General features: G+C 52.4%; 20 protein-coding genes. 5 read left to right on the top strand and 15 right to left on the bottom strand.

The window, feature by feature from the left end; translation table 11 throughout:
- Nucleotides 1-184 precede the first annotated feature (184 nt).
- Entirely contained in the window at nucleotides 185-1,150 is a 966-nt protein-coding gene (speB, locus tag EOE65_RS15715) for an agmatinase (protein ID WP_240657018.1), read from the bottom strand.
- A 112-nt stretch (nucleotides 1,151-1,262) separates the two neighbouring features.
- Between speB and EOE65_RS15720 the strand changes: the two genes are divergently transcribed.
- On the top strand, nucleotides 1,263-2,180 hold the full coding sequence (locus EOE65_RS15720; protein ID WP_127695465.1) for a LysR family transcriptional regulator: 918 nt from the start codon (nucleotides 1,263-1,265) through the stop codon (nucleotides 2,178-2,180).
- Nucleotides 2,181-2,317: 137 nt separating this feature from the next.
- Nucleotides 2,318-4,441, top strand: a complete 2,124-nt coding sequence (locus EOE65_RS15725; RefSeq protein ID WP_127695467.1) for a TonB-dependent receptor — start codon at nucleotides 2,318-2,320, stop codon at nucleotides 4,439-4,441.
- A 110-nt stretch (nucleotides 4,442-4,551) separates the two neighbouring features.
- Here EOE65_RS15725 and EOE65_RS15730 read toward each other — a convergent pair whose 3' ends face one another.
- The 7 genes from EOE65_RS15730 to EOE65_RS15760 all read right to left on the bottom strand — a co-directional run bounded on the left by EOE65_RS15730 (nucleotide 4,552) and on the right by EOE65_RS15760 (nucleotide 10,637).
- The gene (locus tag EOE65_RS15730) at nucleotides 4,552-5,196 is read right to left on the bottom strand and encodes an energy transducer TonB (protein ID WP_127695469.1); all 645 of its coding nucleotides are present in this window, start codon (nucleotides 5,194-5,196) and stop codon (nucleotides 4,552-4,554) included.
- Entirely contained in the window at nucleotides 5,193-5,594 is a 402-nt protein-coding gene (locus tag EOE65_RS15735; protein ID WP_164847130.1) for an ExbD/TolR family protein, read from the bottom strand. The genes EOE65_RS15730 and EOE65_RS15735 overlap by 4 nt, the downstream gene beginning before the upstream one ends.
- Nucleotides 5,584-6,177 (bottom strand): MotA/TolQ/ExbB proton channel family protein, encoded by a 594-nt coding sequence (locus EOE65_RS15740; RefSeq protein ID WP_127695473.1) that lies wholly within the window; start codon nucleotides 6,175-6,177, stop codon nucleotides 5,584-5,586. The genes EOE65_RS15735 and EOE65_RS15740 overlap by 11 nt, the downstream gene beginning before the upstream one ends.
- Nucleotides 6,174-6,887 carry a sulfite exporter TauE/SafE family protein gene (locus tag EOE65_RS15745; RefSeq protein WP_127695475.1) on the bottom strand — a complete coding sequence of 238 codons (714 nt, stop codon included), beginning with the start codon at nucleotides 6,885-6,887 and terminating at the stop codon, nucleotides 6,174-6,176. The genes EOE65_RS15740 and EOE65_RS15745 overlap by 4 nt, the downstream gene beginning before the upstream one ends.
- Nucleotides 6,884-7,930, bottom strand: coding sequence for a 4Fe-4S binding protein (locus tag EOE65_RS15750; RefSeq protein WP_127695477.1), 1,047 nt, complete (start codon nucleotides 7,928-7,930; stop codon nucleotides 6,884-6,886). The genes EOE65_RS15745 and EOE65_RS15750 overlap by 4 nt, the downstream gene beginning before the upstream one ends.
- Nucleotides 7,927-8,730 (bottom strand): hypothetical protein, encoded by an 804-nt coding sequence (locus tag EOE65_RS15755; protein ID WP_127695479.1) that lies wholly within the window; start codon nucleotides 8,728-8,730, stop codon nucleotides 7,927-7,929. The genes EOE65_RS15750 and EOE65_RS15755 overlap by 4 nt, the downstream gene beginning before the upstream one ends.
- A gap of 275 nt (nucleotides 8,731-9,005) precedes the next feature.
- On the bottom strand, nucleotides 9,006-10,637 hold the full coding sequence (locus tag EOE65_RS15760) for an acyl-CoA synthetase (protein ID WP_127695481.1): 1,632 nt from the start codon (nucleotides 10,635-10,637) through the stop codon (nucleotides 9,006-9,008).
- A 110-nt stretch (nucleotides 10,638-10,747) separates the two neighbouring features.
- Between EOE65_RS15760 and EOE65_RS18375 the strand changes: the two genes are divergently transcribed.
- From EOE65_RS18375 to EOE65_RS15770, 3 genes are all read left to right on the top strand, one after another.
- Nucleotides 10,748-10,873 (top strand): hypothetical protein, encoded by a 126-nt coding sequence (locus EOE65_RS18375; RefSeq protein ID WP_276317531.1) that lies wholly within the window; start codon nucleotides 10,748-10,750, stop codon nucleotides 10,871-10,873.
- A 179-nt stretch (nucleotides 10,874-11,052) separates the two neighbouring features.
- A complete protein-coding gene (locus EOE65_RS15765) occupies nucleotides 11,053-13,914 on the top strand; it encodes a cache domain-containing protein (protein WP_127695483.1) in 2,862 nt (953 codons plus the stop codon).
- A 26-nt stretch (nucleotides 13,915-13,940) separates the two neighbouring features.
- Nucleotides 13,941-14,648 carry a response regulator transcription factor gene (locus tag EOE65_RS15770; RefSeq protein ID WP_127695485.1) on the top strand — a complete coding sequence of 236 codons (708 nt, stop codon included), beginning with the start codon at nucleotides 13,941-13,943 and terminating at the stop codon, nucleotides 14,646-14,648.
- 93 nt (nucleotides 14,649-14,741) lie between these two features.
- On the opposite strand, the gene EOE65_RS15775 is transcribed toward EOE65_RS15770, so the two are convergent.
- From EOE65_RS15775 to peaA, 7 genes are all read right to left on the bottom strand, one after another.
- Complete coding sequence (locus tag EOE65_RS15775) at nucleotides 14,742-16,016, bottom strand: MFS transporter (RefSeq protein ID WP_127695487.1); 1,275 nt, start codon at nucleotides 16,014-16,016, stop codon at nucleotides 14,742-14,744.
- A 116-nt stretch (nucleotides 16,017-16,132) separates the two neighbouring features.
- The gene (locus EOE65_RS15780; RefSeq protein WP_127695489.1) at nucleotides 16,133-17,578 is read right to left on the bottom strand and encodes a solute carrier family 23 protein; all 1,446 of its coding nucleotides are present in this window, start codon (nucleotides 17,576-17,578) and stop codon (nucleotides 16,133-16,135) included.
- Between the two features lie 354 nt (nucleotides 17,579-17,932).
- The gene (locus EOE65_RS15785; RefSeq protein WP_127695491.1) at nucleotides 17,933-19,879 is read right to left on the bottom strand and encodes a sigma-54-dependent Fis family transcriptional regulator; all 1,947 of its coding nucleotides are present in this window, start codon (nucleotides 19,877-19,879) and stop codon (nucleotides 17,933-17,935) included.
- A 178-nt stretch (nucleotides 19,880-20,057) separates the two neighbouring features.
- Nucleotides 20,058-21,212 (bottom strand): quinohemoprotein amine dehydrogenase subunit beta, encoded by a 1,155-nt coding sequence (gene peaD, locus EOE65_RS15790; RefSeq protein ID WP_164847132.1) that lies wholly within the window; start codon nucleotides 21,210-21,212, stop codon nucleotides 20,058-20,060.
- Between the two features lie 16 nt (nucleotides 21,213-21,228).
- Entirely contained in the window at nucleotides 21,229-21,546 is a 318-nt protein-coding gene (qhpC, locus tag EOE65_RS15795) for a quinohemoprotein amine dehydrogenase subunit gamma (RefSeq protein WP_420846535.1), read from the bottom strand.
- A 1-nt stretch (nucleotide 21,547) separates the two neighbouring features.
- Nucleotides 21,548-22,981: a quinohemoprotein amine dehydrogenase maturation protein gene (gene peaB / locus EOE65_RS15800; protein ID WP_127695493.1), complete on the bottom strand. Its 1,434-nt coding sequence runs from the start codon at nucleotides 22,979-22,981 to the stop codon at nucleotides 21,548-21,550.
- A 47-nt stretch (nucleotides 22,982-23,028) separates the two neighbouring features.
- On the bottom strand, nucleotides 23,029-24,627 hold the full coding sequence (gene peaA / locus EOE65_RS15805) for a quinohemoprotein amine dehydrogenase subunit alpha (RefSeq protein WP_127695495.1): 1,599 nt from the start codon (nucleotides 24,625-24,627) through the stop codon (nucleotides 23,029-23,031).
- Nucleotides 24,628-24,698: the final 71 nt, after the last annotated feature.

The following is a 24,698-nucleotide window of genomic DNA, read 5'->3' on the forward strand; positions in this document are numbered from 1 at the left end:
CATACGCGAGGCGATGTTGGCTCTCTGGCCAACCGTTTTGCCTCGCTATGATGGTGATGGTCTCAGGATTCAGCCGTTGATCACGGCCCAACCTCTGTGCCTGCCTGTTGGGGTTAACCGCACGTTACCCCGCTTGTATTTAGGTACGTCCTCATTTCCCCACCTGCCCATGGCAGGTGGTTTTTTATCGGCTTAAATAGCAGCCTCCCGCGCCGTTGTTAGCAGCCAATACATACAAGTACTCAAGTGCGAGCGTTGCTCCTGCCAGCGATGTCACCTCAGCATGGTCGTAAGCCGGTGCCACTTCCACCACATCCATTCCCACAAGGTTAGCGCCCTGCAAACCGCGGATAATTTTAAGCGCCGTATCGATTGATAGCCCGCCGCACACTGGTGTGCCGGTGCCGGGTGCAACCGCTGGATCAAGACCATCGATATCAAAGCTAACGTAGGTTGGTTTGTCACCGATACGCGCTTTTATCCGCTCAAGGGTCGCATCAGGACCATGGCCATTGACCCACGCCGCATCCAGCACTTCGAAGGGGTGATCTTCGTGCTCATATGCCGTCCGGATGCCTACCTGTATGGCATGATCCGTATCCACCAGCCCCTCTTTAACCGCATGGTAGAACAGCGTGCCGTGATCATACTGGGTGCCCCCTGAGTAGGTATCGGTATGGGCATCGAAATGTACCAGCGCCACAGGACCATGCTTTTTAGCGTACGCGCGCAAAACCGGCAGCGTAATGTAGTGATCTCCGCCAAATGTGAGTGCTTGTGCGCCGCTCGCTAGCACCTGATCAATGTGCGCTGTGAGATTATCAACCAATGTTTGTGGTTCGCCATGACGAAACAGCAGATTGCCGGTATCTGCAACGTTTAAGTGCTCCTCAAGCGCGAAGTTCCAAGGCCAACGCGCGCCCTCCCAAATAAGGTTTGCCGATGCAGCACGCACACCTTGTGGCCCAAAGCGCGCACCTGGGCGCCCTGATGTCGACATATCATAAGGAACGCCTGTCACCAGCACGTCACCACTAAACTGCGCCGGATCCGGTACAAAAGGAACCTGCATAAACGTCATGCCTAATGTGCCATAGAGTGGCATGTCAGCATCTGCGACCACGGGGCCGGGTGTGGTTGGTTTTGTCATTGTTTTGCTCCTGTCATCTCAATAGAGAACAGGCTACTTCACTCACCACTATCTGTGAAATGCATATAGATGATATAACTATTAATACAATAGATAATTAACGAGTGCTGGCATGTCGGATCTACACAACTTTGACCTGAACCTACTGATTCAGTTTGAGGCGCTCATTAGCGAGTGTCATGTCAGCCGTGCCGCTGAAAAAGTGTTTCTCAGCCAGTCGGCGATGAGCCATGCCTTAGCAAGACTACGTGAACACTGTAACGATCCTCTTTTAGTGCGCACGCCACAGGGTTTGCAGCCTACCCAGCGTGCCAAAGCGATGTTGCCTGAAGTACGCGACGCGCTTGCTACCATCGAGCGTGCTATCGCAGCCCCCACCGCGTTCGTGCCAGCCACCAGCCAACGCTGTTTTACGCTGGCAGCAACGGACTACTTCGAATCGGTTATTTTTCCAGACTGGTTCTGCACATTACGCAAGCGCGCGCCCCATATTCAGATCGCTATCGACATCATCCCAGAAGACCGAGCGCTACAGCGCCTCTCCAGTGGTGAAGTCGATTTGATTATCGGGCTAGAGAGCGACCTTTCCACTCCTAGCTATCTGGATATCGATATCTGGTGTGAGGAGCATTTAGTGGTGATTGGCAGCGAGCACTATAACCATCGTGGTCCACTGGATCTGCCAACCTATTTGGCGGCTGAGCATATCGCCTTTTTTGATCTGGCCTCGCAAGCCGACAGCGCCGTTGATCGCTGGTTAGCCCAGCAAAACCGACATCGCCAAGTGGTTGCGAAAGTGAGTAACTATATGGCGGGCGCACGCATGGCTGCCAATAGCCAGATGCTCGCAACACTGCCCAAACGCATGGCGGAGCTATTTGCGACCTTATTACCGGTAAAAATCTTTGCACTGAGTGATGCGTTCCCCACCCAACGGATGACGCTCATTCAAGACCCTCGATTACGCAATGAAGCGGGACGTCAGTGGCTGGTGGACCAATTGAAACTCGCCACATCGGGTGACAATTAAGCGCAATTACCAGCGTTCCAAGACGGTATTAACACCCCCTTGCAGCACTGCGACAATCTGCCGCGTGACATCATGTCACATTGTTTACAAGCCTCTATACCCTTATTTTCCGGTCAGTTTTTCTTGGAGTTAAAAAGATGATCGGAACCCCCACCCCTAAAAAACAACTGTGCGTTGTTATCTCTGCCTTGATCAGCAGCCAAGCGCTCGCTGTGGATGGCCCAACCGATGTGATCACCGTGACCGCCACGCGTGCAGAGCGCGTCTCGTCTGAGGTGCCTGAAAGCATCGCCGTGATTGATCAAAGCCGTCTTGCGCAGGAGCGCATGGGTAATATCAACGATGCGCTAAGAGGCACACCGGGTGTCTTAGTTGAGTCGACCAGTGGCGCATACAGCTCGCGGATGATCGTGCGTGGCGCAGGCTTAAAGGCCCAATACGGAATTCGCGAAGTGATGCTGCTGCGCGATGGGGTGCCGATCACCGACCCCGACAGCTTCACACGGATGGACTTTATCGATACGCAAGATATCGAGCAGATCGAGGTGAGCAAAGGGCCCGGAAATATCTATGCTGCCGGATCGACCGGCGGTGCCATACAGATTATTTCTAAATCGGTTTTCGATGATCGGCGCGACCAACTACGCATCGGCGCAGGCGAGTTTGGCACCAAAAACCTCCATGCACGCAAGTCTTATATGTCGGAGGCAGGCAACGCAGTCGCGATTACCGCATCGCACCGCAAGTCAGATAATAACTGGCGCCGTTGGAACGATTTTGAATCGAATCAGCTCAGCATAAAAACAGGCTATCTGCCCAATGACTACACCGAACTCGAGACCGAGCTAAGCTACACCAAAGCGCAGCTCAACCTCCCCGGAGATATGACGCAAGAGCAGTTCGAAGCGTTTCGCCAAACCGGCAAACAAACCGACAACAACAGCCCCTTCAAGCACAACGCACGGGACTCTGAAATCGTCTTTTTCAATAGCCGTTTAAATATGGATCTGGGCAGTTTTACCTTTAAGCCGCGTCTCTATTTCAACCACTGGAGCCACTTCCACCCAGTGACGGGCGGTATCAACGATACGCCGGGTGTGAATATCTGGGGCACAGACCTCGAAGTTGAAGTCCCTCACAGCCTGCTTGGTCAGGACAACTTAGTGATGGGCATGACCTACCGCCAAGACCGCAACCTAGGCGCTAAAAAATACGCCTATCAAGATATCGTGACCGCTGGCCCCAAAGTGATTCGCACGCTATCTAACGATCCGGGCGAGCTATTAGAGGAGCAAGATGAGAAGAACAACGTGGTGGGCTTCTTTGTGCAAGAGAGCCTGCAACCCAACGAAAAGCTGTTGATTGATGCAGGCTTTCGCTTTGACCACATCACCATCGAGCAAAACACTTGGAGCAGTGATACACGCTACAACTACGGCATGGGCGGCTATGTAACCGTACCGGGCAGTGGCGGTTATAGCTCACTTAACCGCAGCTTCGACCTATTCTCACCCCGCGTTGGCATTAGCTACAAACTCAACGATCAGTTTACGCTTTTCGGTAATCTCGCCCAAGGCGAGCAAGTCCCCTTCGCTAGCGAATTAGAGAGCAACCCCGATCTTCGCAGCCCCACCAGCCGTAGCTTCGAAGTAGGCCTTAAAGGCCGCGCTGCTAGCTGGGAGTTTGACCTAAACGCCTATATCAGCAGTGTTGACGACGAGATCATCCGAGTACGCACCAACGGCGAAAGCATCTATCAAAACGCCGGCAGTACTGATAAAAAAGGGCTTGAGTTCAGCGGCTCTAAGCAAGTGTTGCAGGGTAAAATTCCCGGTAAATTACGACTTGGCTTTAACTATGCCTACAGTGATTACACCTATGATGAGTTCTCTGAGATTGTTTACGGTGGCCGCCCGACAAACCATGACCGTTCCGGCAATCAACTGCCTTACATTCCAAAGCATTACTACAGCATCAACGCAAACTATGAACACCCCTCCGGCATCAAAGCGCGTGTGCAAGCTGACTCGTGGGGAGATTACTACCTCGATAACGCCAATACAGAGAAATATAAAGGCTATGATTTTGTCACGAGCCTCAACGTCAGTTATGCCACAGGCCCGCACGATATCAGCTTAAATATTCAAAACCTGTTTGATAAACGCTATGCCGTTGAAGTGGAGAAAGATACGAGCGGCGAAAAATCGTTTTCACCCGGTGCACCGCGCTCAATCATGTTGAGTTATCGCTACCAGTTTTAACCGCAAGGGAGGTAATACCTCCCTTTTTTTATCGCATCTCACACAATCAACTCTCGCGGCTAAAAGCGAATCTAAAAGAGTGCCCTCGCCTTAAGCTGATCACTAGCAAACTACTTTAACTGATATACCAGCGTGAGTTTATACGCCACCGCACCCAGGGGGGATGGCAGCGGCAAAGAGCGCTGAATCGCCTGCAAAGTGCTCTTGTAAAACAAACGATTACCCTTGAGCCACTCAACATCCGCTAGGTTTCCCGACGCATCAATCGATACGATAAAAGTCACTCGTCCCTCAATACCTCGCTTCCGTGCTCGAGACGGATAATGTTTGTGTGCATCAATACGTGCAGCTAGCTCATTAAAGTGTAGATCTCGTTGCGCCTTTGGGTTTATGGGCGGTGCCGCTCGCTGTTGTTCGTTTGCAGCATCCACACTTGCCTGGTGCTGCACTTTATTAGCCACAATATTGGCACCGCTAGCCACTTGCGTATGGGTGGGTAGCGTTTGTTGAACCGCTGGCTTGGGCTTGGGCTTTTCAATGATAGGTTCTGGCGGTGTGGCTGCCGCAAGTGGAGCTGCCACTGCCGGAGCAACAGGAGCAGGCGCTGCTACGCTAACACGCACCGCAGAGAACGACGCCGCTGGCGCTTGTGCAGCACCCGCCAATAAGGGCTGCTTCCACAATAGATACGCAAGCCCTAGGTGCAGCAGTAACGAACAAAAAAACCCGCAGGCTTTCCAGTGCAACTGCATCATGACTGCTCAGTTAATATCTCTAAATTATCGATATGCAGCGCTCTGGCCACATCTAACACCTGCACAATGTGCTCAAATGGTGTTTCCTTATCAGCAGCCAGTTGCAGCACGAGTGTATCTTTTGTTTGCATCAGCGCAGTTAAGCGGTGCGATAAAACATTGGCATGAATGGGCTCACCGTCCAGAAACATAGCGCCACTGGGAGTGAGAGTAATTTTGTGCGCTTGCTGAGCTCTCAGGTCGTCACCGGTATCAGCGGTCGGCAGCGCCAGATCAACCACCTGCTCTTCCACAAAATGAGCTGTCAGCATAAAAAAGACCAACAGCAAAAACACGATATCGATGAGCGGGGTTAAGTTAAGGATAGCTGTCTGTTGTACCGGCGATCTATATTGCACCCGTGATACTCTCCTGCTGCCAGAGCGTCGCTTGCTCTGAGTCGTTAAGCACCAAGGCTGCCGCTTGTTGCAGCTGCCAGTGATAGCGCGTCAATGCTGACTCCCAGAAGTGGATCAGTATTAGCAAAGGAATAGCCACCGCTAGCCCAATGCCTGTTGTCAGCATCGCCTCCCAGATACCGCCCGCCAGTGCCATTGCATCGACTTTGCCACCCGCACTTTCGATAACCTGAAACGCCTTAATCATGCCGGTGATTGTTCCCAGCAGTCCCAACAACGGAGCAGTATTTGCTAACAACGAAACCGTTTTGATGCCCGCTTCCATCGGGCGCATTTCATCATAAATGTGGTGTGCAGCCGCTGCCCGCAGCTCGGCGCCGTGCCCTTTCGCATCACACGCCTGTGTTAACTGTTCAACAATGCGCAGCTCACCCCCTTGTGGCCACTGCTCAATCGGCAGATGCAACTTAGCGCGTTTACGCAGCATCAGCTGCAGGTACTGGGCTGCCACAATAGACACACCCAGAACAGAGTACGCGAGCAGGATCCACACGACGGGACCACCTTTCTCAAACATCATCATGCGGGAACCCCTCGCCAAGCCGTGTTAATGGCCACTAACAGCAGCAGGCCTGCGCCCACGCGCGTTAAACCAAACTGCCACTGCGCCAAATGACGGCGTAGCTCCTTACCCAGCAGCGCAACGCCATAGCGCACTAAGAGTGTCGGTATCACAATGGCTCCGATACCAAACCCAAAGGCCACCGCGCCGCCCCAAAACCAACTGGCGCTTTGTGCAGCCACCGCCAACAACCCCAACAGAGGAATACAAGGGTTTAACGCCAGCGAAAAACCCAACCCATAGAGCTGCAAGCGGTTACGCGGCTCAACCGCCCGATCCGTTGCGATGAGGTTGCTGGCAGGCGGCTCAGGCACGGCACTGGGCAAAACGGAGTGACACACAGGCTGGCGCGCTTGACGCCACATTTTAAGGGCCAACCAAAAGGTGATACTGGCCGCAAACAACGGTACAGCCGGGTGTTCAAGGTAGTGCTGCAGTGTTTGCCCAAATGCACCCGCAGCAGCACCCAATGCGAGGTAACCTGATAACCGCCCTCCCATAAAGGGGAGCAGCACCTCCGCTACAGGCTTCGCGGCAGAAGGGCCGAGCAGAACGGGGCCAAGGTATGGCAAGCAACTTAGATTACAAGGCCCACTTCCAAAGCTCACACCGATCAGAAATGCTGAGAAGACCGCGGTATAGAGACTCAGCTCAACCCACTCCGTACTCATGACTCCACCTTCGACTTTGGCATCTCCACCAGCTTGACTCTTTCCCACTGGGTTTGGGCTTTTTTACGCGCCTTGAAATAGCGCGGACTCGCACTAAAGATCGGTTGATTAAGATAGCGCAGCTGCAAGACATCTTTATCTGGGCAGAACTCCACACAACGACCACAAAGCGTGCAATCGGCCAGCGTAATGCCTCGTGCTTTATCGGTGTGGTTGTGCTCGGTTTGCAGCTCACGAATATCCATTGGGCACGCGTCCGCACATAGGCCGCAGCGGTCACATCGCGATGTACCCTTTTTTACTAATCGGGCAAAGCCGGCTTTACGAAATACCGCGTGTAAGGCCAACATCGGACAGATGCGGCAAAAAGGCTGGCGCAACGTCAAAGCCATCGCGATAACCAGACCAAACAGAAAATCACCTAAGATCGATAACGCCATATAGCTTGGCGTTGAGGTATCAACAAACAGCTGCTCATGACTGCCTGTCATCAGGGTGGTCAGTATTCTGCTCGGGCAGATCTGGCAAAAGGGGTCGCCCCACTCATCCGATAGAAATCCGAGGCTAGTTAACGCGGGGAGGCCAAACACTAAACCGCCCAGCATCAACCACTTAACCGGACGTATCTTATCCACCGTCGCATCGGGGAGCTGATTAACCCGGCGCAACCCGAGCTTTTGCCCGACGATATTCATCACCTCTTGAAAAAAGCCCAGCGGACAAACCCAGCCACAAAAGGCTTTGTTCAATACGACAAACAGCAGTAAGAACGTACCCAATGTGGTGAGTACCGGCATCAAGATCTGCAACGCATTTCCGGTATCAACCGCAGCGCCAAGACGGTGATGAAACTGGTGCTGTAGCGGGATCAGCGCGCAATAGTCCGCATTCATCTGGTCGTAGGCACAGCTGAGCGAGGGCAAAGCCCCCGATATTTTATCGGCAGCGTAAAAGCCTACAACCGAGGCGCCATAGACCAAGAAAATGAACATAAAAAGCTGCACACTGCGGCGAATCACCGTTAAAGAGAATCGTTGGCTCATTTCACTTTGCTCCGGCGGCGGTCATGGCTGGGAAGGCGGCGGTTCACAACGAATCCGGCAAACATGCCAAGCCCCAAGACCAGCGCGCCAGCTGACGCGCTTTTCCAGTGCTTCGCACTCGCGTGATAACGACTACTTAAACTAAATTGGTAGTCCACCCCACCGCGCTCCAGCGAGATAAACAGCTTCAGCTCACCCGGTGGTGTAGCGCGCTTGGCAGGTACTACCTCAGGAAAGTCATCTGGAATATGAACCTCGAGTACGCCGAACGCATCGGTATGCAATATCTCAGTCGAGCCAAAGGTGGTGGTCGCCAACACCGGCTGGTTAGCCAACGGCGCACCGTTAAACGTAGCGCGATACCGATAGCTTTTTTGGCTTTCATATTTCCAGTGCTCACGCGGCAGCGGATCGGGAATGAGCACTAACGAGGCTTGTGGCGCTGCCAGTAAGTCGGTCGGCGATGTATCTACCGGTCGGCCATTAAAGTAGAGGTACCGAGCGGCAGCATATTCGTAGCGCTGCCCCTTGGCTGTGGCGAGTAGCAGATGGTAGTTGTTTTTGCCCGTTGGCCGCAGTTTTAAACGGTTACCATCAAGCCGGAGCGTTTCCCGCACCAGATCAGAGTGGATCAGCGCCACATCAGGCTGCTGTTCAGTGGTAGCGTTGTGTAGCACAAACTGCTTTGCACCACGCCCGTGTCCATGATGTGAAGCGGTCTCAGTATAGGGTGCCCAGTACCAATCGGCCTGAGCAAGCGGTGCGCAAAGCACCAAGGGGATTAAAGCGGTGTACTTCATAAGGGTTCAAGCCATGAAAATTTGTGGCGAGTTTAGCGAAGTACACAAGCGTTGCAGCGTGACCAAATGCCACATGCGACATCACGCCACACCGTAGCGAACCAACACATAGGGAGCACAGGGCAGCTACAAGAGGGCAGCAAAAAAAGAAGCCGGTACACACCGGCAAAAGGACATCAAGTGGACAAACAAGATACGAGTGAAAAGCGGCTGACCTTACGGCCAGCCAAAGGGATGTGAAAAATGTCTACTTTTCACGGTACACAACAAAACAGTTACAGCTCCTTGGCACGGTCACGTAGCAAGAACTTCTGAATTTTCCCGGTAGAGGTTTTTGGCAGCTCACCCATCACCACCGTTTTCGGTGCTTTAAAGTGGGCCATGTTGTCACGGCAGAATGCGATGATCTCTTCTGCGGTTACCGCAGCACCCTCGACTGGAGTGACGAACGCACAAGGCGTCTCGCCCCACTTCTCGTCTGGACGCGCCACTACTGCGGCATCTTGGATTTTCGGATGGCGATAAAGCACATCTTCCACTTCGATGGAGGAGATGTTCTCGCCGCCTGAGATAATGACATCTTTGGAACGGTCTTTGATCTCGATATAGCCATCTTCATGCCATACCGCAAGATCACCTGAGTGGAACCAACCGCCAGCAAAAGCTTCATCTGTGGTGGATGGATTCTTCAGGTAGCCCTTCATCACTAGGTTACCGCGCATAAAGATCTCGCCAATGGTCTCGCCATCTTGCGGCACTGGCGCTAGCGTTTCTGGGTCTGCAACCATGAGATCTTCTTGCATCGGTGCTTTCACGCCTTGGCGTGACTTCAAGCGAGCTTTCTGACCTTCGTCATACTCATTCCACTCATCATGCCAAGCGCACACAACGGATGGGCCGTAGGTTTCTGTTAGACCGTATACATGCGTTACGCTAAAGCCCAACTCTTCCATCCCTTGGATAACAGACGCCGGTGGCGCTGCGCCTGCCGTCATGACTTTTACGCTGTGGTTGATGCCGGCTTTCAAGCTGTCATCAGCACCATTCAGCATATTCAGTACAATAGGCGCACCACAGAAGTGGTTAACTTTATGTTCTTTAATCAGATCGAAGATGTCGTTCGCACGGACATGGCGCAGGCTGACACTCGTGCCACCAGCCGCTGCAATACTCCAAGGGAAACACCAGCCGTTACAGTGGAACATTGGCAGCGTCCACAGATATACCGGCTGCTCACCCATGTGCCAAGATACAATGTTACTCACGGCATTGAGGTAAGCACCGCGATGGTGGTACACCACACCTTTTGGATCGCCCGTCGTGCCCGACGTGTAGTTCAACGTGATAGCATCCCACTCGTCAGCAGGTTTCACCGCCGTAAAATCTGCATCGCCCTCTTCTAGGAATGCATCGTATGTCATTTGGCCGATCAACTCGCCGCCTTCGAAGTACGGATCATCAATATCAATAACAAGGATCTGACGGCCTGACATCTTTACGGCCTTTGCAGCTACTGCCGAGAACTCGCGCTCAGTAATTAGCACTTTTGTTTCTGCGTGTTGCAGCACAAAACCCACCGCTTCAGCATCCAATCGCGTGTTGATCGAGTTAAGCACCGCTCCAGACATCGGGACGCCAAAATGCGCTTCAAAGTGCTCAGGCAGGTTTGGCGCAATAATCGATACGGTATCGCCAACACCTACACCACGCTTGCTCAGGGCACTCGCCAAACGGAGGCAACGCTGATACGTTTGCGCCCAAGTGCGCTGTGTATCACCGTGAATCGTCGCGATACGATTGGGGTAAACGGCCGCCGTACGCTCTATAAAACTAATAGGTGTTAGCGCCGCATAGTTGGCGTGGTTCTGTTCCAATGACTGGTTGTAGATGTTGTGCGTTAAAGACATACCTAGTTCCTGTTACTAGCAGCAGCTCAAACCATGCCGATGCATTTGAGCCACCTCTCCTTTGTTCCACTAGCGCCCGCCCACAGTGCAAACGCTACATTTCGGTTTTTATGGATAATGCTATTCCTGTGAGGGCTGTTACCCACACTACACAGGGGATTCCCAACGATGATGGGTTTCGTGCTATCGCTCACCGTGGCGATGCGCTGAATCTATCCCTTGGCACCATCTTATAGATGATGTCTTCATTGTTTTTGTTTTCGGGAAGGCAGTTAACAAACTGCTGTAGGGCTAGTTAAAGGGAAGATCTTTGCTTTAATTTGTCGCAATTCTTACGAAATGTAACAATCGCTCTACTTGTGCACCATTTTGGTTAGAATGGACGAATGTTAAAAAAATAAGTAAATATACCTACATGCTGCTCCGTTCACGCCTCGTCAGACGCTTTCTGATCACCGTACTTATCGTCATGTCAGCGATATTTGCCACGATCTACTTCTATTCAGTGCCACTGCTGAAGGAAAAGGTGTACGAGATTGAGCGCAACGCCAGCCGCATCGCGCTAGATAGCGTGTTTTCGATGGCCAGCAAATTACACACGGATATTGAGCTGCACCGAAAAGATGCACTCGATGCCCGTAAGCAACAGCTCAAAAATGTTGTCAGCTTGGCAGAGTCTTACCTTGATGGCTTAAGTGCCGCAGTGGCCCTTGGCGAGCTGTCACAAGAGAGCGCCACAACACGCGCTTTCGACACACTGCGCACATTAAGCTACGGAAACAACGACTATATTTGGGCATCGAACTACCAAGGCACCCTTGTCGCTCACCCCGATGCCCGCTTTGATGGTTTATCACTTGATCGGCTGAGCCAATACGACCAAGCCCCCGCCATCAGTACGATGGTCGAGATGGCCCAGCAGCAGGGGGAAGGGTTTTATCGCTACCAATGGAGTCGCCTCGCAGGTGAGCAGCTACTGGATAAAGTCTCTTACTTCAAAGATATACCGGCATGGAACATCGTTATCGGCTCTGGTGTCTATCTCGACGATCTTGAGCAATTGATCAAAACCAGCCATGACAGCGTGTTACAGGAACTAACGGAGGGCCTTCGGGATATTAAGATCGCCACCAGCGGCTATCTGTTTATTTTCGATGCGAAAACCAACATGCTGATCCACCCAAACCCCAATATCAACGGCACAAACTTTTGGGATTTGGTAAACCCCCTTACACAGCAATCCATTGCCGATGAGTTGATCCGCGTGGCCGACACCGGCAAAGAGTTGCACTACACGTGGGACCGCCCCAATGATCCGGGTAACTATGTTTACGAGAAGCTATCGCTGGTGCGCTACTTACCGGGCTTTGATTGGTACATCTGTTCATCCGTCTATGTGGATGAGCTACGCAGCAGCTCCGAGCAGCTGGCTGAGCGCCTGATCACGATCTCAGCGGTCGCACTGACGCTACTGACGCTACTGATATTTGCCTTCGCGCGCGGTATCACCGAGCCCATCATGCGCCTTGCCGGAACAGCAGAACGTGTCAGCCAAGGTGAGTTTACGGCTAAAAGCGGCATCCACCGTGACGATGAGATCGGCCTGCTGGCGCGCACCTTTGATGATATGGTGGAGCGGCTGCGCGATGCGATTCAAAACCTCGACAGCAAAGTCGCTGAGCGTACTCAAGCACTTGCTGAGAAGAACGTTGAGCTTGAGATCGCCTCAGAGTCCATCCTACTTGCCAAAGTTGAGCTATCTAAAGTTGAGGAACGCCAGCGGCTTATTCTTGATGCACTACCGGCCGATATTCTCTACCTCGATACCTCATTGACGTACCTGTTTGTAAACCAAGGCTATGCCCAGCGTTTAGGCCTGCAAAAAGAGGCGATTATCGGCAAGCACCTGCGGCCTGTTATTGGTAAGACACAGCTTGATCAACTCATGCCACTATTTGAAGCTGCGTTGGCGGGAAAGACCGTGGTCCACGAAATCACTTCAGGCCAAGCGGGAGCGGTTAAGATCGAGAAGCTTACCTGTATCCCTTGCGGCAGTGAGAATGACCAAGTCGACGGTTTACTGCTGCTGATCTTTGATATTACCAACGAGCGCGAGGTGGAGCAGAAGCTCTCTGAAGCTCACCGAATGAGTGCCGTGGGTCAAATGGCAGGAGGCCTAGCTCATGATTTTAATAATCTGCTCACCATTATCTTGGGCAACCTACATGCAGCCAAAGACCGTTTTGCCACAGATAACGAGCCGTTAGCAGACTGCCTACGTCCAGCGATTCGAGCAACGCGCCGTGGTGCAGATATTACCAGCCGTTTGTTATCTTTCTCACGCCGCCAACCGCTGTCTCCCTCGTTAGTCGATCTCGGGGCATTGATCGAAGAGACGATTCAACTGCTGCATAGCTCGCTGCCCGACAATATCGCGTTGGAATTCAGTCAAACATCGCTCGATGCACTGCCATTTGTGGACCCAGGTAGGCTCGAGGATGCGCTTGTGAATTTGGCTTTCAACGCTAAAGATGCCATGCCAGAGGGCGGGAAAATTCACTTTTCAGTCGCCAACCGTGACATTGACGACGCCCCCCTCTACGACGAGGTGGTTGCTCCGGGACGTTACGTTGAAATTACGGTCACCGATACCGGCAATGGCTTCTCGGAAACCGCTCTTCACCAAGCGTTCGAGCCCTTCTTTACCACCAAATCGGGCGGTTCAGGTTCTGGGCTTGGTTTAAGTATGGTGTACGGTTTCATTAAGCAGTCTCGTGGCTATATCCGCATTGAAAACCATGCCGACCAAGGCTCGTGTATCCATCTGCTGTTACCTGCACAAACCGTGGAAGCACTCGATCCTGTCCCTCGCGACCTTCACACAGAGATTGAAAATAGTTACCAAGGAAAATTAGTTCTGCTGGTCGAGGATAATCCAGATGTGCGTAAGCTGGTGCGCCAACAGCTCCTTGATATGGGGTTTGATGTTATCGATGCAGGCAGCGCAGATGAGGCGGTCAACTTAATTCCCCTACTCCCAGAACTCTACGCCATGGTGTCCGATGTCATGCTGCCCGGCGAGCGCAACGGTATTGAGCTGGCGCAGTGGCTCAAAACGCATAATCCGAGTAGCCATATCATTTTAATTAGCGGCTACTCCTACCAACATAGTAAAGGCAATCTCGATCCAGACTTCATTTTGCTAGAGAAACCGTTTGATAGCACAGATCTGAGACGCGCCTTTGAACAACCGAAGCGCCGCATACCACTGCGCTAGGTTGATGTATTCAAATGGATAAGTGCATGAAAAATAATAAAAGTATCTACGTCATTGATGACGAGCGCGATATCTGCGAACTGGTCGCACAAGAGCTCACGCTGTTCGGTTATCAGGTACAAACCTTCAGCACTGGCGCCCAAGCAGGCTATGCAATTAAAAACAAGCCGCCAGCACTGTGCATTATCGACTTGGGCCTTCCCGACATGGACGGTATGGACCTCGTGCGCCAGCTGTGTGACAAAAATAATGTGGGCGTGATGATCCTCTCTGGCCGCAATAGCGTGCCTGATCGCATTCTTGGCCTCGAACTCGGTGCCGATGATTACATTGTTAAACCTTTTATCCCTCGTGAGCTGGTGGCACGTGTCAATAGTTTGTTGCGCCGTTTAGAAAAGCTCGAGCAACCGCCCCAAACCACGAGCCAACGACAAGCGCACTTTGGAAACTGCGTATACGATCCCGCCACCCTTTCCCTCACCAACGGTGATGACGCCACCGTGGAGTTAAGCTCCGCCGAAAGCGAGCTACTACTGGCACTGCTCAAAGCGCCCAAGACGATTCTCTCCCGAGATCAGCTACTCGGTGAAAACGCATCACCTTTCGACCGAAGTATCGATGTGCGCATGTCACGCGTACGGAAAAAAATCGAGACAGATCCCAAAAACCCCAAGCTGATTAAAACCATCTACGGGGTAGGATATATGCTGACAACGGATGTGAGTTGGAGCTAAACCAACAAGTTTGCATGGCAGCTACCGATAAGCATAAGCGTGTTCGGCAACACCGAGCATCCAGCCGACAAGTGTTGCCAAAGACCGAGAAATCTAAGCTGCCGCAGCCACGGACTCTCTCTTCTCCCAAGGCTTTTCGTTGATCGGTAAGTGAATCAGTGCCGAGAACGCACCAAAGCCCACGCCAACCCACCAAACCAGTGTATAGCTGCCATACAGGTCATACATACGCCCGCCCAACCAGACACCTAAGAAGCCACCTAACTGGTGAGAGAAGAACACCAAACCGTACAGCGTCCCCATATAACGCAAACCGTAGATCTGTGCGACAAGGCCCGATGTCAGCGGCACCGTGGCTAGCCACAACGCCCCCATCAAGACTGAGAATAACATCACGGATTCTGGCGTGATCGGGTTTAGGATAAAGGCTGCTGCCACAACGGTACGCAGAAAGTAGATCCCAGCAAGCAGGTATTTACGGGAGTAACGATTACCTAACCAGCCTGCGAACACGGTACCACCAATGTTGGAAAAGCCGATCAGCGCGATCGCAACTGCACCTAGCGTTGAGGTCGAGCTGATACCAAGCGACTGAACAATGCTACCGGGCGCGACGGCGCTACACATCTCAATAATAAATGCGGGGAAATGCGCGGTAATAAAGGCGAGCTGATAGCCACAGGAGAAAAAACCAAAGAAGATGAAAGCGAAGGTTGGATCTTTGATGGCACGTTTAAGCACAGTACCCATCTGTTCATCTTGATGGGTTGCTGCCGCAGGTTTAGGTACGCGCATATAAAACAGAGCCAGCATGGAAACTGCAACAAACCCAGCCAATACGACGAACACCTGCTGCCAACCCATATCAGCCAGCAAAAACTGAACTAGCGGAGGCCCTACAATCTGACCCATAGACCCCGCTGCGGTAACGATACCAAGTGTCAGTGAGCGGTTTTTATCAGACGCCGCGCGCCCTACCACCGCCAAAATAACCCCAAAACCGGTACCAGCGATACCAAAGCCGACCAGCATCTCAAGTAACTGGTGCTGCCCTGGAGTAATCGCAAAAGAAGACAGTACCAACCCGACGATATAACAGGCAGCGCCCGCAAGGATCGCTTTGCGATCGCCATACTTTTCCGCCAGTGCTCCGAAGATCGGCTGACCAATGCCCCAAAACAGGTTTTGAATCGCTATCGCAAACGAAAACTCTTCACGCAACCAGCTAAATTCGTCTGCAATGGGAATTTGAAAAAGTCCAAATGACGCACGGATCGCGAAGCTCACCAGAATAATGATACATCCGGCGATCAAAACCGGATTAAATAACGCAGTTTCTTGGCTGCGGTTCAGTGCAGTGGCAGACATGGGTCGATGGCTCCGTGCTCAGTGGAATAGCCATACAATTTAGCAGAAGCGATGGGCGCCAGAAATAAAGAACCCGGCACATGGCCGGGTTCTTAAGGAAACACACCGTTGCGGATTTAATCCACTGATGCCGTTTCTTTTGCTTGCTTCGCTTGCTGCGCCGCTTTTGCAGCTGACGCTTCCTCTTCACCATCTGCGAAGATCACTTCATCTTCAGGGTTATGGCGACCCAAAAGCTTAGGACGCTCAATAAGGAAATACAGCACCAGACCAATCGCCACCGCATAAACAGTAGACTTAGGATCCGGCATCGCTAGTGTTACCGCAACAATACCAGCGACACCACGCTCTACTGAGTTTTTAAGCTGTTCCATACCCACCATGATGCAGATATAAGCCGTCAGTACCAACGTCAGCGAAAGCGCGATAGGTAGTACCGGTTTAAACAGCGTCACCAACGGCAAGATGAACAGAGCAACCAGACCTGTCATCCAGAACGTACCACCGCCACTGTAGATGGAGTCCATCGCTTTACGGCCCATGGCGTAACGCTCTGCAACCGTTGCGTGAGCCGCTGTCCATAGCGGTCCAGCAAGGCCCGGCCATGGTGCCAAGAACGCGTGGATACCGTTACGCAGCGCAGTCACCAAGTGTACACGGTCAACGCTGTCTTCGATCTTCTCGTCTTCGCGGATATCTTCAACACGTTTCACGAGTGTAAAGCCAACGATGATGTCACCAAATGCGATGACGTATGCGATCACGGCCGTTGGAATCGCTAGCAGGAACACATCCCAACCTGGAAAGCCAACTGTGAATGTTAAGTACTGGAACATCAGCGCGAAGTCAGGCTGTGTAATACCCCACTCGATCTCCGGCAGCGGGTATTCACCCACAACCCAGCCGACGATCATGGCCAAGATCATGCCCGGTACCATACCGAAGTTGGCAATTTTCTTCGCCAGCGGGTTAGCATCAACAACGCTCTTGAACGACAAAGAAAACAGTACATAAGCGGAGATCAACGAACCAACAATCAAAGAGATTGGCGTTGCATCAATACGGCCACCCACTTTTAGTTCACCCATCATCGCTGCAATACCTGCACCGATAATAATCCCTGACTTCAATGAGTTAGGGATCACATCCACCAGCTTAGAGCCGAGACGCGTTACCCCTAAGAAGAGGAAGATAAACGTAACCTCTAACTGCAAGGCAAAGAGCGCTTTAATCGCCTCTGGGCCAGGCTCAAAGCCTTTCAGGTACAGCAACACCACAGGTATTGCGGGGGTGATCCATCCGGGGACCAGCGGTACGCCGAGCAAAGCTGGCAGGATATAACCTATCCCTGCGACGAACGTAAACGCCAATGCTGCCTCATAAGGCATACCCAAATATTTTTCCAGCAAGGGGATCATCGCCAATCCAACGACGAACATCACCAGCCCCTGAATCATCTCAGGCGTTTCCCAACGGTAGTGGATAAACGGGAGTCTTATCTTAAATGGGCCAGCCGGCCAATATGGCTGCTCAGCACCATATTCTCGCTTCGAGACCTGCATTATTATTTTCCTTATGATTGCCGACAGCTTCTATAGCAGCTGCCTTAGGAAACAGAGAACATAGCCTCAAGCGCCTCTTTACTGACACAATCCCGCGACAGTTAAGAGACAGCCTAACGAGGCTTCCAATAAACGCGGGCCAGTAGATCGCAGAAAAGTGTCGAAATTTTTTCTCAATTTTTACGAAATGTAACAACCCAATAAACCCAGAAATAATAGGGGCTTCAGGGTGTTATCCATTAGTCTGAAGACGTGGCTGGGGCCAAGAAAAGGCCCCACGAAGCCGATATCTGCAACAGTTCGTTACAAACCAAACATAAACACGTGTGCCATGACAGCACCCGACTTTGGATATTAGTCGGTTGCTGCACGCGCCGCTTTTAAGCGTCGATAAAGTGTGGCACGGCTGATGCCTAGCGCAGTTGCGGTGGCTGTCATGTTACCGCTATGGCGGGCCAGCATGTCGGTAATCTGCTGCTGTTGTCGCTGCTTCAACGTATGCCCATCACTCTGTGGCTGGACGACCGGAGGTACGCCGTTAAGCTCTTCTAGGAAGTCATCACTGATATGGGACTGATCGATGCAGTGTTCATCCGGTTCCATAAACGCCACCGCAACACGAAGCATTGTTTCCAATTGGCGCACATTACCGGGCCAACGGTATGCTAGAAGCTGCTCGAACAGGCCGCTATTTACCGAAATTTGGCGGCCATCTGGCGCAAGCTTCTGCAAAAACTGACAAATAAAGTTCTGTTTATCCGCACGCTCGCGCAACGCAGGTAAACGTAGGCAAACACCATTTAATCGGTAGTAAAGGTCTTCCCTAAAGCTGCCCTCCGCTACCAATGCTTTAAGATCGCGGTGGCTGGCACAAATCACAGCGATATCGAGCGCAACCTCCTCACCACCACCGAGGGGCGATACAACCCGCTCCTGCAACACCCGCAGTAAGCGAGCTTGCAGGGGCAGTGGCATATCGCCGATCTCGTCAAGGAAGAGCGTCCCTCCTTGCGCCTGCTGCAGCTTACCGATCATGCCGCCTTTACGTGATCCAGTGAACGCGCCTTCGCGGTAACCAAACAGCTCGGATTCAATCAAGCTTTCAGGTAATGCCGCACAGTTCACCGCAACAAATGGCCCTTGGCTACGACGGCTATCTAGGTGTAAGGACTTGGCCATCACCTCTTTTCCGGTTCCGGTTTCCCCCTGTATTAAGACAGGCAGTTCATGGGAAAGCGCACGACTCCCCATACGCACACCTTTTTTAAGACGAGGATCTTGCCCTGCTAAGTCGTCTAATTGGGGAGCTTGCAGCGTGGATTGCGCGGGCGTTTCGCGCTTTGGCGGACTTGGTTTTGTCGAGCGACTTTGATAGCTATTAATACGCGTTGGAAAGCTGACCAGCTCGCAAACAAAATCGCCACTGCGCATCCGTAGCTGGCCACGCCCCTTTCGATGCAGCGTGGTCAACAACGCTTCAGGTTTAACGCCAAATAGCTCTTCAAGATGCTTACCCACCAACTGCTCGCGCTTGCGGCCTAGCAGTTGGCAAACCTGTTCATTCGCAGCTTGGATATAGCCATCCAACTCCATCGCAAGTAGTCCTTGCCATGAGGAGCGCAGGTATTCTGGACGGCTGTGTAAACTGATAACGACCTGCTGCTGGAACTGGCCGCTGAACATGCGGTTCTCAATGGAGCGCACCGCTTGCTGCACAAGCGATAGATTGGGCGGCAGCTCCCCCTCTGTCGGAGAGGTTAGATCGAGCACGCCGAGCAGTCCGCCCTGAGTATCATGAATGGGCGCCGAGCAGCAGGACAGATGCCCAACCTGATCAAGAAAGTGCTCACGACCTTTGATCATGATCGGCGCTTTCTCCACCACAACGGTACCCAATGCATTTGTGCCACGAGCGCCCTCGTGCCAGTTGGCACCGGGCTCAAGCGCGTAACGCGACGCGCTGTCCATATGGCGCTTATCACCGCGCACGGTTAATAGGTTGGCGTCGGAATCGGCCAACATAACGAGTCCACCAACACCATGGAAGTAGTCTACCAACTGCGCTACTTCAGGCTGTGCAGTCTCGATCAGGGTGCGGTTAGCGGCTTTAAGGTCATCAACTTGATCCTTAGAGGGGTTATCTAACTCAAGCGGAGCATTACACGCTAAACCGGCAGCTAAACTGCGCTGCCACGAATCAGCGATTTCACTGCGTAACAGCCCATTAGGTAGTTCGCCATCCTGCGCCAGGTGCTGACGTGCGATGTCGGCAGGCGCCAGAATAGCTTCTTGATGCTTCATCACCATACCTCTTTATTGTTGTTTTAAGGCGACTTCTCCTTATGTATTACTCAAATAAGAACCAAGTTTCAAGTGTATGTACCAACGCAAAAAAGCCCCACCGACCTAAGGCCGGTGAGGAATGCAGTGCAGAGAGCGTGTTAAACACACCGACGCGTTCACGCTCTTTGGGGTAAAACTAGCGAATAAAGACCTGTGCCGTGGTTGTAGACATATCACCACCTGGCAAGGTGATGGTTTTGAGATGCGCTAGCGTGTCAGCATCGTATACCGCAACGTGGTTGTAGGTACCGGCAAGATAAACCTTACTCCCATCGTTATTAGGCGTGATGCAGTAGTAGGAGTGATCTAACTCCGCAACGCCTAGCAACTCTTGCTTCTCAATATCGTACTTCGCCAATCGGTTGAGTACGCCATACATGATGTTCGAGTCTTTTGGCGAACGTGTGCCGGTAAAGTAGATCTCCGTAATCGGAGCAAAGTCTTGGGTGGTTGTCTCGCCTGTTGCAAGGTTGATATTAAAATAACCATACAGCCAGTCTGCGGTATTAAGATCTTCCGAGCCCTCTTGGAAACGTGCTGTTGTATAGAGGATCGTGAAATCTTCGGTCGGGGTCTGTACCGCCCAAACATTCAAGACATCAGGCTGCACATAACGCTCACGCTGCCAGTTGCGGCTCGGTACTGCTACCTCATACTCACCGGTGTGTACATCCATTTTATAGATGTCGGCACCTGCCATATAAAGGCCACCGTCTTTACCCACCTGCATCGCCGTCACCAACCGTGGCGATGGGAACGTACGAATAGGTTTTGCTTTTAAGCCTGCCGAGGTGTCGTAAACCGCCAACCGCGTAGGCTGAACTTCATAGTGGTCGCTGCGCAAGATCGTCGGGTTCTGAACTGTGTAGAGCTCTTTACCGTCGTAACTTAGCGCAAACGCATACAGGGTTTTGGTGCGCTCATTTGAGGCTTGGGACATCTTGGCATGGAAAGTCACCTCGCAGGTGTCCATGTTGACGCCATAAATATCTTCGTAGCCGTTGTTGAGCACATATGCCGTTTTATGGTCGGGCGCCACCTGAATAGCTCCCGGCCCAAAACGCCCCGGCATGTCACAGCTTTTATAAAGACTATCTTTTTCAGCATCGATCACATGCAGTTGGTTAGGATAGCTAGCAACAACCATATACTCTTGCCCCGCTTTTAGCGCAGGGCCTTGAGCGGCAGCTGATGCTGAATAGCTGACCGCAGCACCGACCAGTGCAGCACTGAAGCCCAGCATAGAAAATGACCGTTTAGCCAAGCAACGAAGCTTATTCTTGTTGTTCATCGTGTACTTCCTTCTATTAATCTTTGTCCGCAGGGAAAACGGTGCCAAGGTTGCGCCAGTTCTCGCCAGATGCGTGTGCATCTTTGTTCCAATCAGGGTAGGTGTTCATCATGTCTGGCACCTGTGCAGGCCACCAGCAAGGATCAGCACAACCGTACAGATCAGATTCCATCGGCTGGCATAGCGATGTGACTGAACCAAAAGCATCGATCTCCCAGCCGGGGTCTGTGGTTGCGGTACAGCCAGCGATAGATTGCATCGCGACTACCTCTTCAACATGGTTCTCTTCCACCGCTTTTTGCAGCGTATGTGCTTTGTTGTTAATCGGCTTCATCTTAATGGGCCCTCCGCGGAGAAATGTAACTATCGATAAAGGCCGGATTCTCGGCCATGATGCGGCTATAAACGTCGATACCAAAATCAACCCAGTCGCGCATCAGATCGCAGTAGTGGTAAGTGGGACGAGTGGGGTCTTCGTAACGGGCGTAACTTTCGTGGTAACAGCCACCAGAGCACAGGTTACGGATTCGGCAGCTGGCGCAACCGGTGTCGGTGCGGTCCAAGCGCTGCTCTAGAAAGTCCCCCAAGCGGGCTTTATCAACACCGTCGTTGACGTTGCCAAAGGTATCTAAATCAGACCCGGTAAACCGGTGGCACAGATTCAGCTCCCCTTCGTGATCAACCGCCAACATGGCAACCCCGGCGCCACAAGGCAGCGCTTTCTTGTTGCCCTCGTGCAGATCTGTAATCAGCTGGTGCATATTGGAGAAACCAATATTGCGATGCTCAAGTGCCGCTTCCAGGTAAAGCTCACCCAGCGCTTTCATATTTTGAAAGACTTCGACCAACTCCTCATCACTGAGGTTGTAGTAGCTAATATCACCAGAGGTCACCGGTGCGAAGCCCACCTCAGCAAAGCCCAACTCATTGAATAGGTGATCCCATATACGCTTAATATCGGTCACACCACGAGTTAAGGTGACACGTGCGCCAATCGGCCGCGAGCCATAGCGCTGCAGTAGCATTTTGGCTTTGCGGCTCACCACATCGTAGGTGCCTTGGCCACCCACCGTGATACGGTTCTTGTCATGGATCGCCTTCGGGCCATCCATACTGACCGATAAGCCAAAGCGATGCTCAGAGAGCCAGTCGGCGATCTCTTCCGTGAGCAACGTGGCATTGGTTGTCATGGTGAAGTCCACCGGCTTACCAAGCTCAGCAAAGCGCTGCTCGGCAAAAGCAACGACCTCCTTGATCAAGCGGAAGTTGGACAGCGGTTCGCCACCAAAGAAGACGATGTTGTAACGCGCCTCGTTGGGAGACTCCGCCAACAGCATCTCGATGGACTGGCGCGCAGTCGCAAAGTCCATCTTTTTCCCGGCAGAGGGTTTGTCCAAATCCTCTTTGTAGCAGTAACTGCAACTGAGGTTACAACCGGTGTTGACGTTGAGCACCACCGTGTTGAGCGGAAACTCAGTCACTTTTTTAACGCCTACATCGGGCGTCAGTGGCGAGCCATCACTCACCAGCTCAAGCGCGATAAGATCACGCAGGGTTTGCTGGTAAGTACTGCTGTCCACACCCGGTGGAATCGCCGCAAGCAGTTCCTCGGCGGTCAGGCCAGGTTGCTGGCGCAGCAAAGCGATCAACTGCGCACTGGCAGAATCCACCTCGAACAGGCTGCTGGATGGAATATGGAACAGCATCTGCCGCCCCGTAACATCCACCAAATGTAGGTTCTTTTCGACTATCGTAAGTTGGGCACCCATCGCAGGACCCTCCTCAATTATTATTTTTTTAGGTTCGACATCGTGTGTTATGGCAGAGGTGGATTGTTCCAGCGCTGCACGGTGACGATTAACTGGCCATCCGCTGTTAGGGTTTCACTGCCCTCTTTCACAGCCGCCACCACTTTTAGGTTACCGGCATTGTTCGTGGACATTTTCCGCTCTGGGTTAGGCCCTGCTGCACCTGTGGTAAATTTACCCGTACGTGCATCCATCACACCGGCAAACTCAGTGTCACGGTCAGCTTTAGCGCGCTCATCAAAAGGTTCCACGTGCCAACTGGCTGGGACAAAACCGATACGCCAATCATCCTCAGTGCCTGCTTTACCATCAGGGCCGTTCGCCCATGCTTCCGCTTGGAACTGAGCGTTGTATTTTGGTGTAGAGCCTCCGTTACCGCCGACGCGCCCAACTGCAAACTCGGGTACCACTTTCACTTGATCGATCGAGGAGAAAACATTGACTGAAGCACCGTTAGCAGAACCTGCTGAAACCTGACGTGCACCTTCGCTGGCACCGGCATCCGCCATCACCTCAACAACAACCTTGTTGTCATCGCGATATAGCTCTTTCACCACTTGCAGACCATCACCTAGCGACACCTGCTCACCTAACCCCGTACCCACCAGTGTTAACTGGGCACGGCTACCGGCACGAATGTACTCTGGTTGCACATCAAGCAACATAGGAGCACTACCCTCGCGTACTGCGACGATGTCAGCACCCACTTCATCATGAACAGCTTCGAACATGCGTCCGGTTAGCTGCTGACCCGATTTGGAAGCGGCAAATACTTGACGCACTTTCACGCCATCGATTGTTAAGTCTGCCCGCCATTCATAACCGGTATACACGATCGCTCGGCCACTGCCTTTGATCGGGCTGCCATCGGCGTATTGGCCATCAACACTGACCTCGTAGCGATCTCCTTGCTTAGCAACCACGGTCATGGTGCCGTGCAGATCACCCTTACCTGGCAGTTGGCCCGAGAAACTCCAACGCCCAGCAAGATCAGCCTTGGGCGCAGCTTTCCAGCTCTCCCACGCGCTGGACTGCAGCGGATAACTGCTGGTGAGTTCCGGCACCATCTTTTCAAGTGCAATATCAAACCAGTCGCGATCACGCGCCATCGCCTGATACTCAAGAGAAGGCCACTGACCTAAGTGAAAGTGCACCAACTTTTCCCACTCTTGCGCGGGGCGGCGCTGTAATGCAACACGCGCTCCAGAGTGGCAACGGGCACACATCTGTTCAAAGTCAGCTGACTCAAAGGATTCCATGGTGTTTAGGCGTCGCTCCATGGCATAGCGCGAGCCTGCGGTCTCTTCAGGTGCTAAACCTTGGCGATCAGCAAAGTATTTGACGAGCGTACGGCGCTCTTCATCAGTGATCTTAAGGCCGTGCATCAGTTGCATACGAGCAATCGTCATCAACCACCCCTCTGGGGTTTTCCGTTGGTGACTCATGCGGCTAAATTGGGGGGCGGACGCGTTCTCTTCGCTGTGGCAAAGCAAACAGTTATCACGAATGATCTGTTCTGCATCCGCCGCATAGCTTGAGGTAGTGGGTAACAGCATACCTGCAACCATCACACCACCCGCCAACCGGGGTAGGTTCCGATTCTTCATCAAGGCCAGACTCCTCTTATGTTTATTATTCAGTCGTCGCTGGCGCGACTTATTCCAACCTGTTCAGATAG

This window comes from Neptunomonas marina, from assembly GCF_004005935.1.
In the GTDB taxonomy this organism is placed as follows: Bacteria; Pseudomonadota; Gammaproteobacteria; order Pseudomonadales; family Balneatricaceae; genus Neptunomonas; species Neptunomonas marina.

What these genes read in the sequence shown, in the direction of transcription:
- speB (WP_240657018.1), bottom strand. Translation starts at nt 1,150, where the DNA reads ATGACAAAACCAACCACACCCGGCCCCGTGGTCGCAGATGCTGACATG.
- EOE65_RS15720 (WP_127695465.1), top strand. Translation starts at nt 1,263, where the DNA reads ATGTCGGATCTACACAACTTTGACCTGAACCTACTGATTCAGTTTGAG.
- EOE65_RS15725 (WP_127695467.1), top strand. Translation starts at nt 2,318, where the DNA reads ATGATCGGAACCCCCACCCCTAAAAAACAACTGTGCGTTGTTATCTCT.
- EOE65_RS15730 (WP_127695469.1), bottom strand. Translation starts at nt 5,196, where the DNA reads ATGATGCAGTTGCACTGGAAAGCCTGCGGGTTTTTTTGTTCGTTACTG.
- EOE65_RS15740 (WP_127695473.1), bottom strand. Translation starts at nt 6,177, where the DNA reads ATGATGATGTTTGAGAAAGGTGGTCCCGTCGTGTGGATCCTGCTCGCG.
- EOE65_RS15745 (WP_127695475.1), bottom strand. Translation starts at nt 6,887, where the DNA reads ATGAGTACGGAGTGGGTTGAGCTGAGTCTCTATACCGCGGTCTTCTCA.
- EOE65_RS15750 (WP_127695477.1), bottom strand. Translation starts at nt 7,930, where the DNA reads ATGAGCCAACGATTCTCTTTAACGGTGATTCGCCGCAGTGTGCAGCTT.
- EOE65_RS15755 (WP_127695479.1), bottom strand. Translation starts at nt 8,730, where the DNA reads ATGAAGTACACCGCTTTAATCCCCTTGGTGCTTTGCGCACCGCTTGCT.
- EOE65_RS15760 (WP_127695481.1), bottom strand. Translation starts at nt 10,637, where the DNA reads ATGTCTTTAACGCACAACATCTACAACCAGTCATTGGAACAGAACCAC.
- EOE65_RS18375 (WP_276317531.1), top strand. Translation starts at nt 10,748, where the DNA reads ATGGATAATGCTATTCCTGTGAGGGCTGTTACCCACACTACACAGGGG.
- EOE65_RS15765 (WP_127695483.1), top strand. Translation starts at nt 11,053, where the DNA reads ATGCTGCTCCGTTCACGCCTCGTCAGACGCTTTCTGATCACCGTACTT.
- EOE65_RS15770 (WP_127695485.1), top strand. Translation starts at nt 13,941, where the DNA reads ATGAAAAATAATAAAAGTATCTACGTCATTGATGACGAGCGCGATATC.
- EOE65_RS15775 (WP_127695487.1), bottom strand. Translation starts at nt 16,016, where the DNA reads ATGTCTGCCACTGCACTGAACCGCAGCCAAGAAACTGCGTTATTTAAT.
- EOE65_RS15780 (WP_127695489.1), bottom strand. Translation starts at nt 17,578, where the DNA reads ATGCAGGTCTCGAAGCGAGAATATGGTGCTGAGCAGCCATATTGGCCG.
- EOE65_RS15785 (WP_127695491.1), bottom strand. Translation starts at nt 19,879, where the DNA reads ATGAAGCATCAAGAAGCTATTCTGGCGCCTGCCGACATCGCACGTCAG.
- peaD (WP_164847132.1), bottom strand. Translation starts at nt 21,212, where the DNA reads ATGAACAACAAGAATAAGCTTCGTTGCTTGGCTAAACGGTCATTTTCT.
- qhpC (WP_420846535.1), bottom strand. Translation starts at nt 21,546, where the DNA reads ATGAAGCCGATTAACAACAAAGCACATACGCTGCAAAAAGCGGTGGAA.
- peaB (WP_127695493.1), bottom strand. Translation starts at nt 22,981, where the DNA reads ATGGGTGCCCAACTTACGATAGTCGAAAAGAACCTACATTTGGTGGAT.
- peaA (WP_127695495.1), bottom strand. Translation starts at nt 24,627, where the DNA reads ATGAAGAATCGGAACCTACCCCGGTTGGCGGGTGGTGTGATGGTTGCA.